The sequence below is a fragment of the Pseudomonas sp. GW821-FHT01A09 genome (assembly GCF_058986725.1).
In genome coordinates this window covers 127,041-143,973 of the sequence record NZ_JBYSWB010000011.1, presented here as the reverse complement: position 1 = coordinate 143,973, position 16,933 = coordinate 127,041, and the positions used below count along the sequence as shown (strand labels likewise).

Sequence of the window (16,933 nt, the reverse complement as noted above, 5' to 3'; positions counted from 1 at the left end):
AATTCGGTGTTTTAGGTACCTATATGAACGATATCGCCTTATCCGGCTTGGCCAAGCAACTGGTGCTCGCGGAGATCCTGACAGACAAAAGCGCGCAGCAAGCGTTCGCTCAGGCACAGCGAACCAAAACACCATTCGTCCATTTTCTGGTCCAAAATAAGCTGGCGAACAGCCGTGAAGTGGCGGAAGTGGCTGCCGATCAATTCGGCGTTTCCTTGCTTGACCTAAAAACGCTTGACAGGGAAAGTCAGCCGCAAGGCGTCATCAGCGAAAAGCTCATTCGCCAGCACCATGCACTTCCACTCTGGCGCAGAGGCAATAAGCTGTTCATCGGCCTCTCCGATCCAACCAACCACCAGGCTATAAACGACATTCAGTTTAGTACAGGTCTGACTGCAGAAGCGATACTTGTCGAAGACGACAAGCTGACTGAAGCGATAGAAAAATTTTTCGATAACGGCGCCACCGGCCTCGAAGACATGGCAGATGTCGATCTCGATGGCATGGATGTCGAGTCAGTCGGCGACGATCGCAATGAACCTATTGCGGGCCAAGACGCAGACGACGCGCCAGTGGTCCGATTTGTAAATAAAATGCTATTGGATGCTATCCGTGGCGGCTCCTCAGATCTGCATTTCGAACCATATGAAAAAACCTATAGAGTCAGATTTCGCACAGACGGGATGCTGAGGGAAATCGCGAAACCTCCTATTAATCTGGCTAATCGTATTGCGGCACGCCTGAAAGTAATGGCGAGCCTGGATATATCCGAGCGTCGGAAACCGCAAGATGGCCGTATCAAAATGCGTATTTCCAAAAATAAAGCAATCGACTTCCGAGTCAATACACTCCCTACTTTGTGGGGCGAAAAAATCGTAATGCGTATTCTGGACCCGTCGAGTGCGCAGATGGGTATTGATGCCCTTGGGTATGAACCGGAACAGAAAGAACTCTACCTTCAAGCACTACGCCAGCCCCAAGGCATGATATTGGTCACTGGCCCCACGGGATCGGGAAAAACTGTTTCCCTCTACACAGGCATCAACATTCTCAATACGGTAGACATAAATATTTCTACTGCAGAAGACCCCGTAGAAATAAACATGGAAGGTATTAACCAGGTTAACGTCAACAACCGTCAAGGCCTGGACTTTGCCTCAGCTCTACGCTCTTTTCTACGCCAAGACCCTGACGTCATTATGGTAGGGGAAATTCGAGATCTGGAAACCGCCGAGATTGCCATAAAAGCTGCACAAACTGGTCACTTGGTACTTTCCACCCTCCACACAAATAGCGCCGCAGAGACGTTGACCAGGTTGCAGAACATGGGTGTTGCAGGATTTAACATCGCTACATCGGTCAACTTGATCATTGCGCAACGACTTACTAGAAAGCTATGCACTCACTGCAAAAAGACATCAGATATTCCTAGAGAAGCACTAATAGCAGAGGGATTCCCGGCCGACAAAATCGGCTCATTCATAGTGTATGAACCCGTGGGGTGCGAACAATGCACCGGTGGATACAAGGGGCGACAAGGAATATATGAAGTTGTCAAAAACACTCAAGCACTACAACGGCTAATTATGGAGTCTGCAAACTCGATCGAAATTGCTGACCAGATGCGCAGAGAGGGATTCAAAGATCTCCGCTCTTCTGGACTATCGAAGGTAATGCAGGGAGTAACTAGCTTAGCCGAAATCAACCGGGTAACCAAGGATTAAACATGGCCCCCAAACCTGTAAAAACCACGGTTTACACTTGGGAAGGCTCGGATCGCAAGGGCGCTAAAATTTCCGGAGAGACCACCGGGATCAATATTGCCATTGTAAAAGCCCATTTACGCAAACAGGGGATAACCCCACAAAAAGTCCGTAAAAAAAGCGCACCCTTGTTTGGAAAGGGCAAAAAAATAAAGCCCATGGACATTGCTCTCTTTACCCGTCAGATGTCAACGATGATGAGGGCAGGCGTACCATTGCTACAATCATTCGACATCATCGCGGAGGGTGTTGACAACCCAAAGATGCGAGATCTCATCCTTGAGTTAAAACTCGAGGTCTCAGCGGGCAATAGCTTTGCAAGCGCTTTAATGCAGAAGCCCCAATACTTTGATGATCTTTACTGCAACTTAGTCAATGCAGGCGAACAAGCCGGCGCCCTTGAGGCCTTGCTCGACAGGGTAGCAACATACAAGGAAAAAACTGAGGCACTTAAAGCTAAAATCAAAAAAGCAATGACTTATCCCATCGCTGTAGTAGTAGTCGCATGCATCGTTTCTGCAATCTTGCTAATCAAGGTCGTACCTCAGTTCGAGATAGTTTTTTCGGGATTTGGCGCTGGACTACCAGCCTTTACCCAGTTTGTAATTAGCATATCTCGCTATCTACAGGAGTGGTGGTGGATAGTCTTGATTGCATTGGTGGGAATAATGTATAGCTTCAAATATGCACTCAAAAAAAGCCAGCGAATGCGAGATGGCATTGATAGGCTGCTGCTTAAGCTGCCAATTGTGGGACAGATACTTTATAAATCTGCGATAGCACGATACGCACGTACACTATCGACTACTTTCGCCGCTGGCGTCCCTCTTGTCGAAGCATTAGATTCAGTTTCGGGCGCCACAGGGAATGTAGTGTTCAAAAACGCAGTAGGCAAAATAAAACAGGATGTATCATCTGGTACTCAGTTAAATGTTTCTATGCGTTCCACAGGCGTATTCACCAGTTTGGCTATACAAATGACTGCCATCGGAGAGGAGTCAGGTGCTCTAGATGAAATGCTAGACAAAGTAGCAGGCTTTTATGAGGTAGAAGTAGACAACATGGTAGATAGCCTCACCAGCCTAATGGAACCTTTTATCATGGCGATACTTGGCGTGGTGGTAGGCGGCCTCGTCGTCGCCATGTACCTCCCAATCTTCCAACTCGGCAACGTCGTATAACATGTCCCTACCCGAATTCCTGGCCAGCTCCCCCCTGGCCTTCACCCTCTGTTCCCTGCTCCTCGGCCTTCTCGTCGGCAGCTTCCTCAACGTCGTGATCCACCGCCTCCCGATCATGCTCGACCGCGACTGGAAGGCCCAATCCCGAGAAATCCTCGACCTCCCAGCCGAGCCGCAGCCCGAACGCTACAGCCTGATCCTCCCCAACTCCACCTGCCCGCACTGCAATCACAAGATCCGCGCCAGCGAAAACATCCCGATCATCAGCTACCTGTTTCTCAAAGGCCGCTGCTCCGCCTGCCAGGCCCCCATCAGCAAGCGTTACCCACTCGTGGAGCTGGCGAGCGGCCTGCTAACCGCCTTCATCGCCTACCACTTCGGCTTCGGCTACCCGGCAGGGGCTTTCATGCTCCTGACCTGGGGCCTGTTGGCGATGAGCATGATCGACATCGACCGCCAACTCCTCCCCGACGCCATCGTGCTGCCTTTGCTCTGGCTAGGCCTGATCGTCAACAACTTCGGCCTGCTCACCGATCTCTCCAGCGCGCTGTGGGGCGCGGTGTTCGGCTATCTCTCGCTGTGGCTGGTGTTCTGGCTGTTCAAGCTGGTGACCGACAAGGAGGGCATGGGCTACGGGGATTTCAAGTTGCTGGCCATGCTCGGCGCCTGGGGCGGCTGGCAGATTTTGCCGCTGACGGTACTGCTGTCGTCGCTGGTGGGTGCGGTGCTTGGGGTCATGCTGTTGAAGCTGCGTGACCAGGCCACCAGCACGCCGATCCCCTTTGGTCCTTATCTGGCGATTGCGGGGTGGATTGCATTGCTGTGGGGTGGTCAAATAACCGCTTCGTACCTGCAATTCGCCGGATTCTAAATGACCACAGCTGCAAAAACCTGGGTGCTGGGCCTGACCGGCGGCATCGGCAGCGGCAAGAGCGCCGCTGCCGAGCGCTTCGCCGCGCATGGGATTCATGTGGTCGATGCCGACCAGGCTGCGCGCTGGGTCGTCGAGCCTGGGCGCCCCGCTTTGCAAAAACTGGCCGAGCATTTTGGTGCCGAGATTCTGCAGCCCAGCGGTGCCTTGGATAGGCAGGCGCTGCGCAAACGCATCTTCGAGGACGCAGAGCAGCGGCGCTGGGTCGAGGCGCTGCTGCATCCGCTGATCGCACAGGAAATTGCCGATAACCTGGCTCAGGCCACTTCGCCTTATGCGGTGTTCGTGTCACCGTTGATGGTGGAGTCCGGGCAGTACAAGCGCACCGACCGCTTGTTGGTGATCGACGCGCCGGCGCAGCTGCAACGCGAGCGCACGCTGAAGCGCGACACTACGACCCCGGAGCAGGTCGAGGCCATCCTCAAGGCTCAGGCCAGTCGTGAACAACGCCTGGCGCTGGCCGACGACGTGGTGCTCAACGACCGTGATCTGGCCTGGCTGCACAGCGAGGTCGACCGTCTGCATCACTTTTACCTGACATTGCCTGGAGCCCCTGAATGAGCCAACCCCTGACCGTCGAATGCCCTACCTGCGGCGCGCCTGTGGAGTGGAATGCGGCCAACGCCAATCGCCCGTTCTGCTCCGACCGCTGCAAACTGATCGACTTGGGCGCCTGGGCGTCGGAGGAGCACAAGATCCCGGTTAGCCCGGATGCTGAGGATGATTTGTTCTCGGATGATTTGCCGCCGCGTGAGCATTGATCTGTTGGTGAGGGCTGTGGGCCTCTTCGCGGGCAAGCCTTGCTCCCACAGGTGTTCGCTTCAGGTCAGGGGTGTTGCAAAGGGCCTTTTTGTGGGCAGAGCGTGCTCCTGCACACCGGCTGTAGCGAGGGGGCTTGCCCCCGACAGGGTGTGTCGGCCATAGGTGAGTTGACTGATACACCGCAGTCGGGGGCAAGCCCCCTCGCTACAGGGTGTTGCTGCGGCAACAGTTGGTGTACAGAAAGCCTGGGTTGCAACAGCGCTACAACCTGCTCGGGATGCCATCAAAGCTGAAAATCTACTGACTTTTCAGTAGCCTGCAACCGATCCCATGCTAGCGGCACAGCCGTTGCAATCACCCTCTGACGAACGTAAACGTCGGAGTGTGTCCTTTGCCCTTGTTGCCCTCGCCCCTGGATTTTCCCGACAGCCCTGTCTCCCGTGCTTTCGCACAACCGCTGATGCTTGGCCTGTTCCTGCCGGTGCAGTCCGGCGGCTGGAGCGCCTCGGCCTTGCCACGCAGCACCGACTGGCGTTTCGAGTACAACAAGCAGCTGACCCTGCGCGCCGAAGCCCTCGGCTTCGATCTGGTCTTCGCGCTGGCGGAGTGGCTGGGCAAGGGCGGCTATGGCGGCGAAATCCGCTACCACGATGAGTCGTTGGACGCCTTTATCACCCAGGCGGCGCTGGCCTCGGTGACCGAACGCATCCTGCTGATCTCCACCCTGCACGTGCTCTACGGCCCTTGGCACCCGCTGCACCTGGCCAAGTTCGGTGCCACCCTGGATCACATCAGCAACGGCCGCTGGGGCCTCAACCTGGTGACCGGCCACCGCCATCGCGAGCATCGCCGCTTCGGTCAGGCGCCCATCGAGCACGATCAGCGCTACCACCAGGCCGATGAGTTCATTCGTGTGGTCCAGCAGCTCTGGACCGGCACCGAGAACCTCGACTTCAACGGCGACTATTACCGCCTCGAAGAAGCCTACAGCAGCGTCAAGCCGTGCTTCGGCCGGCCGGTGCTGGTCAATGCCACTGGCTCCACGGCGGGCATCGATTTCGCCGCGCGGCACTCGGACATCATCTTCACCACCAGCCCCGGCAGCGCCGAGATCGAAGACGCGCTGGCGAAATTGCCCGACCACCTGCAGCGCATCAAACAGGCCGCCAAGGGCTATGGCCGCGAGGTGCGGACCTTGATCAACCCGCTGGTGATCTGCCGCGACAGCGACGCCGAGGCCTGGGAAGTGCACGCCGCGATCACCGCCGCCGGCGACCCCGGCACCCTGGAAGGCCACGCCCGCGAGGCCAGCGACGCCCATGCCTGGCGCGGCCATCAGGCGGCGCACCGCTACGTGGGCGGCAACATCCAGCTGGTGGGCAGCCCCGAAACCGTGGTGCGCGACATCATCCGCCTCAAGCAGGCCGGCATCGATGGCATCCAACTGAGCTTCTTCGACTTCGCCCCGGATCTGGAACAGTTCGGCGAGCGCGTCCTGCCGCTGCTGTACCAAGCCGGCCTGCGCTACTGATCAACATTGCAAGGAAGACTGTGCATGGCCTTTTCTCGTCGCCAATTCATCGCGGGTCTGTCCGCGCTGCCCTTGCTGGGCGCCAGCGTGCCGTTCCTGCCCAGCGCTCTTGCGGCCGCCACCGCCGAGGCCGCGAGCGGTCGGCGCATCTTCAACCTGCTGGTCAACCCTGAGCCACCGTCGTTGAGCTCGTTCAACACCACCGCGGGCACCACCATCACCGCCAGCAGCAAGGTCCTCGAAGGCCTGCTCGGTTACGATGAGCAACTGGCGCCACAACCGCGGCTGGCCACCGCCTGGAAGGTCGCCGACGACGGCCTGAGCTACCACTTCGACCTGCGCCAGGGAGTCAAATGGCATGACGGCCAACCGTTCACTTCAGCCGACGTGGCCTTCTCGCTGGATCTCATCAAGCGCTATCACCCGCGCGGCGGCAGCACCTTCGCCAACCTGACGGCGGTGGACACGCCGGACGAACACACCGCCATCGTACGCCTGGGCAAACCGGCGCCGTACCTGATTCGCGCGTTCGCGGGCGGTGAAACACCGATCCTGCCCAAGCACCTCTACGACGCTGGCGACCCGCTGAGCAACCCGCACAACAACGCGCCCATCGGCACCGGCCCCTATCGCTTCAAGCAGTGGCAGCGCGGCAGCTTCATCGAGTTCGAGCGTAACGCCGACTACTGGGGCGCCAATCCGCCGGGGGTCGACACCCTGTACCTGAAAGTGGTGCCGGACTCCGCCGCGCGCCTGGCCGCCTTCGAAAACGGCAGCCTCGACGCCGGCGGGCAAAGCCCGGTGCCGCTCAGCGACCTGGCGCGTATCACCGCGTCCGGCAAGCTGAAATCCACCACCCGCGGCTACAACTACAGCATCACGCCGACCATGCTCGAGTTCAATCTCGACAACCCGCTGTTGTCGCGCCTCGAAGTGCGCCAGGCCATTGCCCACGCCATCGACCGCGAGGTGATCAAGAAGGTGGTGTATTACGGCTATGCCGACGTCAGCGTGTCGCCGATCCCGAAAAACTTCCCGCAATACGTCTACACCGGGCCTGATCCCTACCCCTTCGATGTCGCCAAGGCCAACGCCCTGCTGGACGCCGCCAATCTGCCGAAAAAGGGCGCCTCGCGTTTTACTCTGACTCTGGATCCGCTGCCCTATGGCGACAGTTATGCGCGCACTGCGGCCTATATCCGCACGGCGCTGTCGCGCATCGGCATCGACGTGCAATTGCGCTCGCAGGATTTTCCGACCTACACCAAGCGTATCTACACCGATCGCGATTTCGACTTCGCGGTGGTCGGCATGGGCACCATGTTCGACCCGACGGTGGGCGTGCAGCGGTTGTTCTGGTCGAAGAACTTCCGCAAGGGCCTGCCGTTTTCCAACGGCACCCACTACCACAATCCTGAGGTCGACCGCCTGCTGGAAGCCGCTGCGGTAGAGGCCGACGAGCAGAAGCGCGGTGACCTGTTCAAGGCGTTCCAGAAGATCGTCATCGAAGAGGTGCCTTCGATCACCCTGGTGATGCAGCAGCAGGTGACGGTGTACAACGCTCGGGTGTCGGGTTTCGAGGGGGATGGCAACGGCCTGGATGGCAGTTTGGCGTCGGTGCAGTTGGGCAATACGGCGCTGGCCAATGGGTAAGCCTCTGCAGCTTCGCGGACAGAGCCCGCTGCCACAGGAGCCTTCGGCGGCCGAGCTTGGGCAGCGTGATGATCGGGGGCATGCCACCTTTGGCCAGGGGCGGCGGATGTTCAGGCTGGCGCGGCGCACGTTGTGGCAGGCGATACCGACGGTGTTGGGCATTCTGGTGCTGAACTTCCTGCTGTTGCGCCTGATACCCGGCGATGCGGTGGACGTGCTCGCCAGCGAGTCCGGCGGCGCTACCGAGGCCACCCTCGCGCAATGGCGCAGTCACTTCGGCCTGGATTTGAGCCTGGGCCAGCAGTTGCTCGCCTACCTCAACCACCTGGTGCACCTGGACTTGGGTGTGTCGCCGCGCTTCAACCTGCCGGTGGGCCAACTGATCGCCGAGCGCCTGCCCAACACCTTGTTGCTGATGGTCGGCGCCCTGGCGCTGGCCTTGGCGATCGGCATCAGCGCCGGGGTGATCATGGCCAGTCGCGTCGGGCGCTGGCCTGATCGATTGCTGTCGCTGACGGTGTTGCTGCTGTATTCGACGCCGGGCTTCTGGATCGGTCTGATGGCGGTGGTGCTGTTCTCGGTGACCCTGGGCTGGCTGCCCAGCGACGGCATCGAAACCCTGGGGCTGGACTTGCACGGTAGTGCCTGGCTGTTCGACCGCTGCAAGCACGCGATCTTGCCGATTCTCACCCTGGCGACCTTCTATATCGCGCTCTATGCGCGGCTGACTCGCGCGTCGATGCTCGAGGTGCAACGTCAGGATTTTGTCCGCACCGCGCGCGCCAAGGGCCTGCATCCCAGCCGGGTCGCCGTGCGCCATGTGCTGCGCAATGCACTGCTGCCGGTGACAACCCTCGCCGGCCTGCATTTCGCTGCGCTGCTGGGCGGCGCGGCGGTCACCGAGACGCTGTTCGGCTGGCCCGGCCTGGGGCGCTTGACCCTCGATGCCGTGCTGTCGCGGGACTACAACCTGCTGCTGGGGATCCTGCTGCTGTCGTCGATGCTGGTGGTGGTGATCAACGTCGCCATGGACCTGCTGCAAGCCTGGCTCGACCCACGGATTCAGGTGCAATGAGTGCAGCGTCTCCGTCCGACTGCGGCGTGTCAGCGACAGAGCGGGTGCTGACACTCTGCAATCGGAGGCAAGCCTCCGCGCTACACGCAGCAGGTGCAATAAACGCAACCCTTGTAGCGAGGGGGCTTGCCCCCGACGGCGGTGTTCCAGCGCCAGCGGTGTATCTGACCCGGCGAATCGGGGGCAAGCCCCCTCGCTACAGTGTTTGAGGAGTAAGGCAATGTCGATTACTACAGGCCGTAGCGAAACCCTCTGGGCCGCCTTGCGCCGCAGCCCGGCAGCGCTGATCGGCACCGCCGTGCTGGTAGCGATGCTGGCCATGGCGCTGAGCGCCAGCTACTTCTTCCCCGGCGATCCGTCGGACATGGTCGCCGAGCCGCTGCTGTGGCCCGGTGCCGACCCGGCCTATCCGCTGGGCACCGATTCGCTGGGCCGCAATGTCGCGGCGGGCATCGCCTACGGGGCGCGGGCGTCGCTGCTGATCGCCGTGTCCGGGACCCTGCTGAGCGTGGTCATCGGCGTGCTGGTGGGGGCCAGCGCCGGCTATCACGGCGGGCGTCTGGGCGACCTGCTGATGCGCATCACCGAAGTGTTCCAGACCGTGCCGTCGTTCTTGCTGGTGATCGTCATCGTCGCCATCGGCAACCCCACGGTGAACATCATCGCCCTGGCGATCGGTATCTCTTCGTGGCCGACCATTGCCCGACTGATTCGCGCGGAATTTCGCACCCTGCGCGAGGCCGATTTCGTCACCGCGGCACGCGCTCAGGGCTTCAGCACGGGCACCATCATCCTGCGGGAAATACTGCCCAACGCCTTGGCGCCGCTGATCGTCACCACGTCGATTCTGGTGGCCTCGGCGATCCTCATCGAAGCCGGGCTGGCCTTTCTCGGCATGAGCGACCCCAACCGGCCGAGCTGGGGCGGCATGATCGGCGCCGGCCGCGAACAGATCGCCAGCGCCTGGTACCTTACGGCGCTGCCGGGCTTCGCCATCATCCTCGTGGTGCTGGCCTTCAACCTGCTCGGCGACGGCCTTAACGATGCCCTCAACCCGCGCCTGCGCCGGTACATCCCATGAGCCTGCTGCAAGTACGCGGGCTGCGCGTGGGGTATCAAGGTGTCGAAGCGGTGCAGGGCCTGGATTTCAATCTGGAGGCCGGGGAGACCCTGGCGCTGGTGGGCGAGTCCGGCTGCGGCAAGTCCACCACCGCGCTGGCGTTGATGGGGCTGCTGCCCGGCAACGCGCAGCTGAGCGGTGAAGTGCTGTTCGAAGGGCGCGACCTGCTGCGCCTGTCGCCGCGGCAATTGCGCCAGGTGCAGGGCAAGGACCTCGCCATGGTGTTTCAGGAGCCGCTGTCGAGCCTCAACCCGGTCCTCACCCTCGGCGAGCAATTGACCGAGACCTTGCTCGCCCACACCGCCCTGACTCGCCGTCAGGCCTGGCAGCGCGCCGAGGAGCTGTTCGCCCTGGTGCAACTGCCGCGCCCGGCCGCGCACCTGCGCGAGTACCCGCAGCATCTGTCCGGCGGCCAGCGGCAGCGGGTGATGATCGCCATGGCCATCGCCTGCGAACCGCGGCTGCTGATCGCCGACGAACCGACCACCGCGCTGGACGTGTGTGTGCAGGCGCAGATTCTCGAATTGCTCGATCGCCTGCGCCGGGAATTGCGCATGGGCCTGCTGTTGATCACCCACGACCTGGGCGTGGTCAAGCAGCAGGCCGACCGGGTGATCATCATGCACGACGGCGTCGCCCTGGAGCATCGGCCGACCGCCGAGCTGTTTCGCAGCCCGGCGCATCCCTACACCCAAGGCCTGCTCAGTGCCTCGTTGGACCGTGATCACGATCAGCATTACCGGCACAACCGCCTGGCCGAGATTCAGGTCACCCGCCGTGCCGGGCAGCCCAACAGCTACAAGGTCAGCAGCACCCTGCACGCAACCGGCAAGACGCCGCAGGCAACGCCGGCGCAGAGCACACCGCTGCTGCGCGCCGACAACTTGAGCTTCGCCTATGGCCAGAGCGATGTGCTCAGCCAACTGTCGTTTCAGATCGGCGCGCGGGAGACGGTCGGCCTGGTGGGTGAATCGGGTTGCGGCAAATCGACCCTGAGCCGGGCACTACTGGGCCTGCTTAAACCCCGCGAAGGCCACATCCAATTCGCCGGCCGAGACATCGCCACGCTCACCGCTACCGAGCAACGGCAATGGCGCAGCCAGTTGCAGATGGTCTTTCAAGACCCCTACGCCGCGCTCAATCCACGCCACAGCGTCGAGACATTGCTCGACCGGGTGCAGCGCCTGCATGGTCAGGACGATGCCCGTGCGCGCCAACAAGCGCGCGAATCGATCCTCGACGCCGTGGGTCTGCCGCGCAGCAGTCTCAATCGCCTGCCCCACCAGTTTTCCGGCGGCCAGCGCCAGCGCATCGGTATCGCGCGGGCGTTGATCGTCAAGCCGCGGCTGGTGATCTGCGACGAGCCGGTGTCGGCGCTCGACGTCTCGACCCAGGCGCAGATTCTCAACCTGCTGGTGGAGCTGCGTGAAGCCTTCGACCTGTCCTATCTGTTCATTTCCCACGACCTGTCCGTGGTGCGCTATTTCGCCGACCGGGTGCTGGTCATGCATGACGGGTGCATCGTCGAGCAGGCCACGCCCCAGAGCCTGTGGCACAGCCCTCGGCACGCGTACAGCCAACGCTTGCTGGCGGCCATCCCCGGCACCCGCACGCCCGCATCGATTCAACGCCCACTGCCACTGGCCCAGCAGCGCTTGCCGTTCGCTGTGGCCTGTTAACCAAGGAGCCTTTTCATGACCCAACGTAAAGACACGCTCAAGCTCGGCCTCTTCCTGCGCGCCACCGGCCACCACCTGGCGGCCTGGCGCGACAGCGGCTCGCAGGCCGACGCCGGCATTCGCCTCGATCACTTTGTCGACCTGGCGCGCAAGGCCGAGGCGGCGGGTTTCGACACGCTGTTCCTGGCCGACAGCGTGTCGATCCGCGGCATCGATGCGCCGACCTTCGACCGTGTCATCGCCCCGAGCCTGAGTTTCGAGCCGCTGACCCTGCTCGGCGCCCTGGCCGCCGTGACCTCGAAGATCGGCCTGGTGGCGACCGCCAGCACCAGCTACAGCGAACCCTACAACCTGGCCCGTCAGTTCGCCTCGTTGGACCAGATCAGCGGCGGCCGCATCGGCTGGAACCTGGTGACCAGCAGCGACCCGGAAGCGGCGAAAAACTTCGGCGGCGCCCACCAGCGCCAGCAAGCCGCTCACGCCGATCGCTACAGCCGCGCGCGGGAATTCCACGACGTGGTGAGCAAGCTCTGGGATAGCTGGGAAGACGACGCGCTGCTGCTCGACAAGGCCAGCGGCGTGTTCATCGACCGCCACAAACTGCACTTCGCCCATCATGAGGGCGAGCACTTCAATGTGCGCGGGCCGCTCAACGTGCTGCGCTCGCCGCAGGGCAAACCGGTGCTGGTGCAGGCCGGCGCCTCGGAAGATGGGCGCGCCCTGGCTGCCTCCACCGCCGAGGCGATCTTCGCTGCGCATCAGTCGCTCGAAGATGCCCAGGCGTTCTACAACGACGTCAAATCCCAGGCCGCCGCGCTGGGCCGCAACCCCGAGCACATCAAGATTCTGCCGGGGGTGACCATCTTTACCGCAGCGACTTCCGCCGAGGCCCACGCCAAGCATCAGCGCTTGCAGGACCTTGTGCATCCGCAAGTGGGCCTGGCGTTGCTGTCGAGCCTGCTGGGCGGCGTCGACTTGTCGCAGCTGCCGCTGGATGGCCCGCTGCCCAAGGAGCTGCCTGTCACCAACGCTTCCAAGAGCCGCCAGCTGTTGATTCAAAAACTGGCAGCGGAAGGCCTGAGCATTCGCGAGCTGTACCTGAAGCTTTCGGGCGCGCGTGGGCACTGGACGCTGGTGGGTTCGCCGACCGAGGTGGTGGATCAGCTGCAGAGCTGGTTCGAGGGGCGTGGCGCGGATGGCTTCAATATCTTGCCGCCGACCTATCCGGAGGGGCTGGACGATTTCATTTCGTTGATCCTCCCGGAGTTGCGCCGCCGTGGTCTGGTGCCGGCGGATGGACCGCAGGGCAAAACGCTGCGTGAGCGGCTGGGGTTGCCGTATCCGCAGCATCCGGCGCAGGTTCAGACAGCTGAATGGTCTATCGCGATCTAGGTACACACCTGTAGCGAGGGGGCTCGCCCCCGAAAAATATCAACCACACCACCTATGCTGCGCCTGCTGCATTTTTCGGGGGCAAGCCCCCTCGCTACAGAAATTTGCGTTGGCGCCAAGCGAGACCAACATGACTCAAATCGACGCAGCATGGGGCGCAGGCCCCACCCCCGGATACGAAACATTGGCCGCCCGCTTCCGGCCGCTATTCGCGCAACTGCGCGAAGGCGCCATCGAACGGGAACGGCAGCGGCGCTTGCCCGTGGAAGAACTGCAACAGCTCAAGGCGTCAGGCTTTACCGCTGTGCGGGTGCCCGTGGCCTACGGCGGCGCGGGCGCCAGCCTGACCGAGCTGACCAACCTGCTGATCGAGCTGGGCGAAGCCGACTCCAATCTGGTGCAGGCCCTGCGCGGCCACTTCGGCTTTACCGAAAACGTCCTCAACAGCCGCGACCCGGCGCGCCAGCAACTGTGGCTGGAGCGCATCGGCCGGGGCGAAACCATAGGCCCGGCGACCGGTGAAATCGGCCAGGCCGCGCAGGCGCAACACAACTCGCGGCTGTATCTGGATGGCGAACAATGGCGCATCGACGGCAGCAAGTTCTACACCACCGGCTGCCTGTACAGCGATTGGCTCGATGTCACGGTCAGCGACTACGAGGGCAAGCGTATGTTCGTCACCGTGCGCCGCGATGACCCCGGCGTCGAGGTAGTGGATGACTGGGACGGCTTCGGCCAGACCCTCACCGCCAGCGGCACCACGCACCTGCGCAGCGTTGCGGTGGACCCGCGCCATATCGTCAGCAACGAAGAGCGCTTCCAGTATTCACCGGCCTTCTACCAGATCTTCCACTTGGCCAACCTCGCCGGTATCGGCCGTGCCCTGAGCGGTGAACTGGCCACTGCGGTGGGTCAGCGCACCCGCAGCTTCAGCCACGGCAACGCGTCGCGGGTGGCTCAGGACCCGCAGGTGTTACAGGTGGTCGGCAGCGTGCGCGCTGCGGCCTACTGCGCCGGGGCCATCGTGCTGAAAAACGCCGAGGCGCTGCAACGCGCTTACGAGGCCAGCCAGCAGGAGGACGCTGGCGCCCTGACCCATGCGGTGAACATCGCCGAGCTGGAGATCGCTCAGGCGCAGATCATCGTCAGCGACCTGATCATCGACGCCAGCTCGCGGCTGTTCGATGCCCTCAGCGCCTCGGCGACGTTGCGCCCCCACGGCCTGGATCGCTTCTGGCGCAACGCGCGGACCCTGGCGTCGCACAACCCGCGGATCTACAAGGACCGCATCGTCGGCGACTTCGCGGTCAACGGCACGGCGCCGCCACCGCAGTGGAAAATCGGCATCGCCTGACCGGCCGCGCAACCTGTGGCGAGGGGGCTTGCCCCCGATAGGTCTGGCCTGCCATGCGCAGCGTGTCAGCCACATCCGATCGGGAGCAGGCCCCGCGTTTTTTAATTCTTCAACGTCACATTTGAGCGCTAAGCTAGAGCTCATGGATGACTCAGACTACCTGCGCCTGCTCACCAACCAGGCCGAACAAGCCAATGCGTTTCTGTCCAATGCCCGCAAATGGGAGCGTGAGCGTTGGGTCTGCGAGCGCCTGCTGCAAGGCCTGAACATCCCCTATCGCGCCGACGAGTTCTTGCCCGCCGGACAGGAGCCGCCGGACGTGCTGTTTCGCGAGGCGTGCTTCGAGGTGTTCTTCGTGCTCGACGAGGGTCGACGCCTCAATGACGAGTGGCGCGAAGAACTGCAACGCCGCCGCAGCGCCTTCTCCCTCAGCCAACTGGTGCGCCGCGAGGCCCGCCCCAAGCGCATCCGCGCCCCGGAGTTGCTGCAGCGCCTGGCGCCGACCTTGCGCAAGAAGGCGCACAACTACAAAGAGCGCGACATCGACCTGGGCGAGTTGGACATCATCGCCTTCACCAGCCTCAAGCGCGAAACACTCGACCTCAACAGCCATTTCCCGCCGCCAACCGAATACCTGCGTCAGGGCTGGCGGTCGCTGTCCCTGGTGGGGCCGACCTTCGCGCGGGTGCTTTTCGCCCACCCGGATGCGCCGGATTTTCTACGCAGCAACCTGGGGCGCAGCATTGTGTTCGATGTCGGGATCAGTCTCTAAGGCAGCGATTGCCGAGGATCTGCAGCAGTGATACAAAGCGGGTATCGCTCCATGCGCCCCCTCTCTGGGGCGGATCGATTTTTCGGGGGCAAGCCTCCTCCCTACAAGTACCCTCTGCGGTAGTGAACCGTGTAACGTTCCCGCAGTCTGAAGCGTCTACTTCCCCGAGGCCCGCATGACCCGCCCCATGAACCCCGATGAACAGCCCCGCACAGCCAGTCGAGCCATTGCTCCTGCTGCGAGCTGTGGTCGTGGTGGTCCGGCTGATCGAGTGCGGCCCTCCCCCGAATACCCTGGCGCTGTGAGCTGCTTCGCGCTCGCCCAGGGCACTCGGCCGAATTCCGTAAACCTTATGAGATATCCCTATGACACACCGTATCGTGATTGTCGGCGGCGGCGCCGGCGGCCTGGAACTGGCGACCCGCCTGGGTAACAGCCTGGGCAAAAAAGGCAAGGCCAGCGTCGTGCTGGTGGACGCCAACCTCACCCACATCTGGAAACCACTGCTGCACGAAGTGGCGGCCGGCTCGCTGAACTCGTCGGAAGACGAGCTCAACTATGTCGCCCAGGCCAAGTGGAACCACTTCACCTTCCAGATGGGCCGCATGGGCGGGCTCGATCGTGCCGCCAAGCGCATTCACCTCGAAGCCACCCTCGATGAGAACGGCGATGAGCTGGTGCCTGCGCGCTCGCTGAACTACGACACCCTGGTCATGGCCGTGGGCAGCACCACCAACGACTTCGGTACCCTGGGCGCGGCCGAGCACTGCCTGTTCCTCGACACCCGCAAGCAGGCCGAGCGTTTTCACCAGCAGTTGCTCAACCACTACCTGCGCGCCCACGCCGGTGACGAGGATCAGGTCGCCTCGATCAGCGTCGCCATCGTCGGCGCTGGCGCCACCGGGGTCGAACTGGCCGCCGAGCTGCACAACGCCGCTCAGGAGCTGGCGGCCTATGGCCTGGGGCGGATCAAGCCCGAGAACATGCACATCACCCTGATCGAAGCCAGCCCGCGGGTCTTGCCGGCATTGCCCGAGCGTATCGGCGCGCCGGTGCACAAGACCCTGGAAAAACTTGGCGTCACGGTGCTGACTGGCGCCTCGGTGAGCGAGGTGACCGCCGACGGCCTGCGCACCGCCGACGGCAAGGAAATCCCGGCGGCGTTGAAAGTCTGGGCAGCGGGCATCCGCGCGCCGGGCTTCCTCAAGGACATCGACGGCCTGGAGACCAATCGCATCAATCAGCTGCAAGTGCTGCCGACCCTGCAGACCACCCGCGACGAGAACATCTTTGCTTTCGGTGACTGCGCCGCGTGCCCGCAAGCCGGCACCGACCGCAACGTCCCGCCCCGCGCTCAGGCGGCGCACCAGCAGTCATCGATGCTGGTGAAATCATTGAAACTGCGCATCGAGGGGAGCAACAGCCTGCCGGAGTTCACCTACAAGGATTACGGCTCGCTGATCTCGCTATCGCGCTTCTCGGCGGTGGGTAACCTGATGGGCAACCTGACCGGCAGCGTGATGCTCGAGGGGTGGCTGGCGCGGATGTTCTACGTGTCGCTGTACCGCATGCACCAGATGGCGCTGTTCGGGATATTCCGCACGGCGATGCTGATGCTGGGCAGCCGGATCGGCCGTGGGACCGAACCACGACTCAAGCTGCACTGATCAATTATGTAGCGAGGGGGCTTGCCCCCGATGGCGGTGTATCAGGCACCTAT

Annotated in this window: 14 protein-coding genes; all 14 read left to right on the top strand. The window is 62.1% G+C overall.

Annotated features, from left to right (window positions below):
* The first annotated feature begins 23 nt into the window (after positions 1–23).
* The 14 genes from pilB to AC3WJP_RS14905 all read left to right on the top strand — a co-directional run bounded on the left by pilB (position 24) and on the right by AC3WJP_RS14905 (position 16,880).
* On the top strand, positions 24–1,724 hold the full coding sequence (gene pilB / locus AC3WJP_RS14970) for a type IV-A pilus assembly ATPase PilB (protein ID WP_493722494.1): 1,701 nt from the start codon (positions 24–26) through the stop codon (positions 1,722–1,724).
* A 2-nt stretch (positions 1,725–1,726) separates the two neighbouring features.
* On the top strand, positions 1,727–2,944 hold the full coding sequence (locus AC3WJP_RS14965) for a type II secretion system F family protein (RefSeq protein WP_493722493.1): 1,218 nt from the start codon (positions 1,727–1,729) through the stop codon (positions 2,942–2,944).
* 1 nt (position 2,945) lies between these two features.
* Complete coding sequence (locus AC3WJP_RS14960; RefSeq protein ID WP_493722492.1) at positions 2,946–3,815, top strand: prepilin peptidase; 870 nt, start codon at positions 2,946–2,948, stop codon at positions 3,813–3,815.
* A complete protein-coding gene (coaE, locus tag AC3WJP_RS14955; RefSeq protein ID WP_493722491.1) occupies positions 3,816–4,436 on the top strand; it encodes a dephospho-CoA kinase in 621 nt (206 codons plus the stop codon).
* Positions 4,433–4,636 (top strand): DNA gyrase inhibitor YacG, encoded by a 204-nt coding sequence (gene yacG, locus AC3WJP_RS14950; RefSeq protein ID WP_493722490.1) that lies wholly within the window; start codon positions 4,433–4,435, stop codon positions 4,634–4,636. Before coaE ends, yacG begins: the two co-directional genes overlap by 4 nt.
* A 392-nt stretch (positions 4,637–5,028) precedes the next feature.
* The gene (locus AC3WJP_RS14945) at positions 5,029–6,168 is read left to right on the top strand and encodes an LLM class flavin-dependent oxidoreductase (RefSeq protein ID WP_493722489.1); all 1,140 of its coding nucleotides are present in this window, start codon (positions 5,029–5,031) and stop codon (positions 6,166–6,168) included.
* A 24-nt stretch (positions 6,169–6,192) separates the two neighbouring features.
* Positions 6,193–7,821 carry an ABC transporter substrate-binding protein gene (locus AC3WJP_RS14940; protein ID WP_493722488.1) on the top strand — a complete coding sequence of 543 codons (1,629 nt, stop codon included), beginning with the start codon at positions 6,193–6,195 and terminating at the stop codon, positions 7,819–7,821.
* Positions 7,814–8,896 carry an ABC transporter permease gene (locus AC3WJP_RS14935; RefSeq protein WP_493722487.1) on the top strand — a complete coding sequence of 361 codons (1,083 nt, stop codon included), beginning with the start codon at positions 7,814–7,816 and terminating at the stop codon, positions 8,894–8,896. Before AC3WJP_RS14940 ends, AC3WJP_RS14935 begins: the two co-directional genes overlap by 8 nt.
* 220 nt (positions 8,897–9,116) lie before the next feature.
* A complete protein-coding gene (locus AC3WJP_RS14930; RefSeq protein ID WP_493722486.1) occupies positions 9,117–9,977 on the top strand; it encodes an ABC transporter permease in 861 nt (286 codons plus the stop codon).
* On the top strand, positions 9,974–11,695 hold the full coding sequence (locus AC3WJP_RS14925; RefSeq protein WP_493722485.1) for a dipeptide ABC transporter ATP-binding protein: 1,722 nt from the start codon (positions 9,974–9,976) through the stop codon (positions 11,693–11,695). Before AC3WJP_RS14930 ends, AC3WJP_RS14925 begins: the two co-directional genes overlap by 4 nt.
* A gap of 15 nt (positions 11,696–11,710) precedes the next feature.
* The gene (locus AC3WJP_RS14920) at positions 11,711–13,087 is read left to right on the top strand and encodes an LLM class flavin-dependent oxidoreductase (RefSeq protein ID WP_493722484.1); all 1,377 of its coding nucleotides are present in this window, start codon (positions 11,711–11,713) and stop codon (positions 13,085–13,087) included.
* A gap of 130 nt (positions 13,088–13,217) precedes the next feature.
* A complete protein-coding gene (locus tag AC3WJP_RS14915) occupies positions 13,218–14,441 on the top strand; it encodes an acyl-CoA dehydrogenase family protein (RefSeq protein ID WP_493722483.1) in 1,224 nt (407 codons plus the stop codon).
* Between the two features lie 142 nt (positions 14,442–14,583).
* Complete coding sequence (locus AC3WJP_RS14910) at positions 14,584–15,213, top strand: DUF1780 domain-containing protein (RefSeq protein WP_493722482.1); 630 nt, start codon at positions 14,584–14,586, stop codon at positions 15,211–15,213.
* Between the two features lie 365 nt (positions 15,214–15,578).
* The gene (locus tag AC3WJP_RS14905) at positions 15,579–16,880 is read left to right on the top strand and encodes an NAD(P)/FAD-dependent oxidoreductase (protein WP_493722481.1); all 1,302 of its coding nucleotides are present in this window, start codon (positions 15,579–15,581) and stop codon (positions 16,878–16,880) included.
* The last annotated feature ends 53 nt before the right edge of the window (positions 16,881–16,933 follow it).

Coding starts and splice junctions, on each gene's coding strand:
- pilB (WP_493722494.1), top strand. CDS start 24: ATGAACGATATCGCCTTATCCGGCTTGGCCAAGCAACTGGTGCTCGCG.
- AC3WJP_RS14965 (WP_493722493.1), top strand. CDS start 1,727: ATGGCCCCCAAACCTGTAAAAACCACGGTTTACACTTGGGAAGGCTCG.
- AC3WJP_RS14960 (WP_493722492.1), top strand. CDS start 2,946: ATGTCCCTACCCGAATTCCTGGCCAGCTCCCCCCTGGCCTTCACCCTC.
- coaE (WP_493722491.1), top strand. CDS start 3,816: ATGACCACAGCTGCAAAAACCTGGGTGCTGGGCCTGACCGGCGGCATC.
- yacG (WP_493722490.1), top strand. CDS start 4,433: ATGAGCCAACCCCTGACCGTCGAATGCCCTACCTGCGGCGCGCCTGTG.
- AC3WJP_RS14940 (WP_493722488.1), top strand. CDS start 6,193: ATGGCCTTTTCTCGTCGCCAATTCATCGCGGGTCTGTCCGCGCTGCCC.
- AC3WJP_RS14935 (WP_493722487.1), top strand. CDS start 7,814: ATGGGTAAGCCTCTGCAGCTTCGCGGACAGAGCCCGCTGCCACAGGAG.
- AC3WJP_RS14930 (WP_493722486.1), top strand. CDS start 9,117: ATGTCGATTACTACAGGCCGTAGCGAAACCCTCTGGGCCGCCTTGCGC.
- AC3WJP_RS14925 (WP_493722485.1), top strand. CDS start 9,974: ATGAGCCTGCTGCAAGTACGCGGGCTGCGCGTGGGGTATCAAGGTGTC.
- AC3WJP_RS14920 (WP_493722484.1), top strand. CDS start 11,711: ATGACCCAACGTAAAGACACGCTCAAGCTCGGCCTCTTCCTGCGCGCC.
- AC3WJP_RS14915 (WP_493722483.1), top strand. CDS start 13,218: ATGACTCAAATCGACGCAGCATGGGGCGCAGGCCCCACCCCCGGATAC.
- AC3WJP_RS14910 (WP_493722482.1), top strand. CDS start 14,584: ATGGATGACTCAGACTACCTGCGCCTGCTCACCAACCAGGCCGAACAA.
- AC3WJP_RS14905 (WP_493722481.1), top strand. CDS start 15,579: ATGACACACCGTATCGTGATTGTCGGCGGCGGCGCCGGCGGCCTGGAA.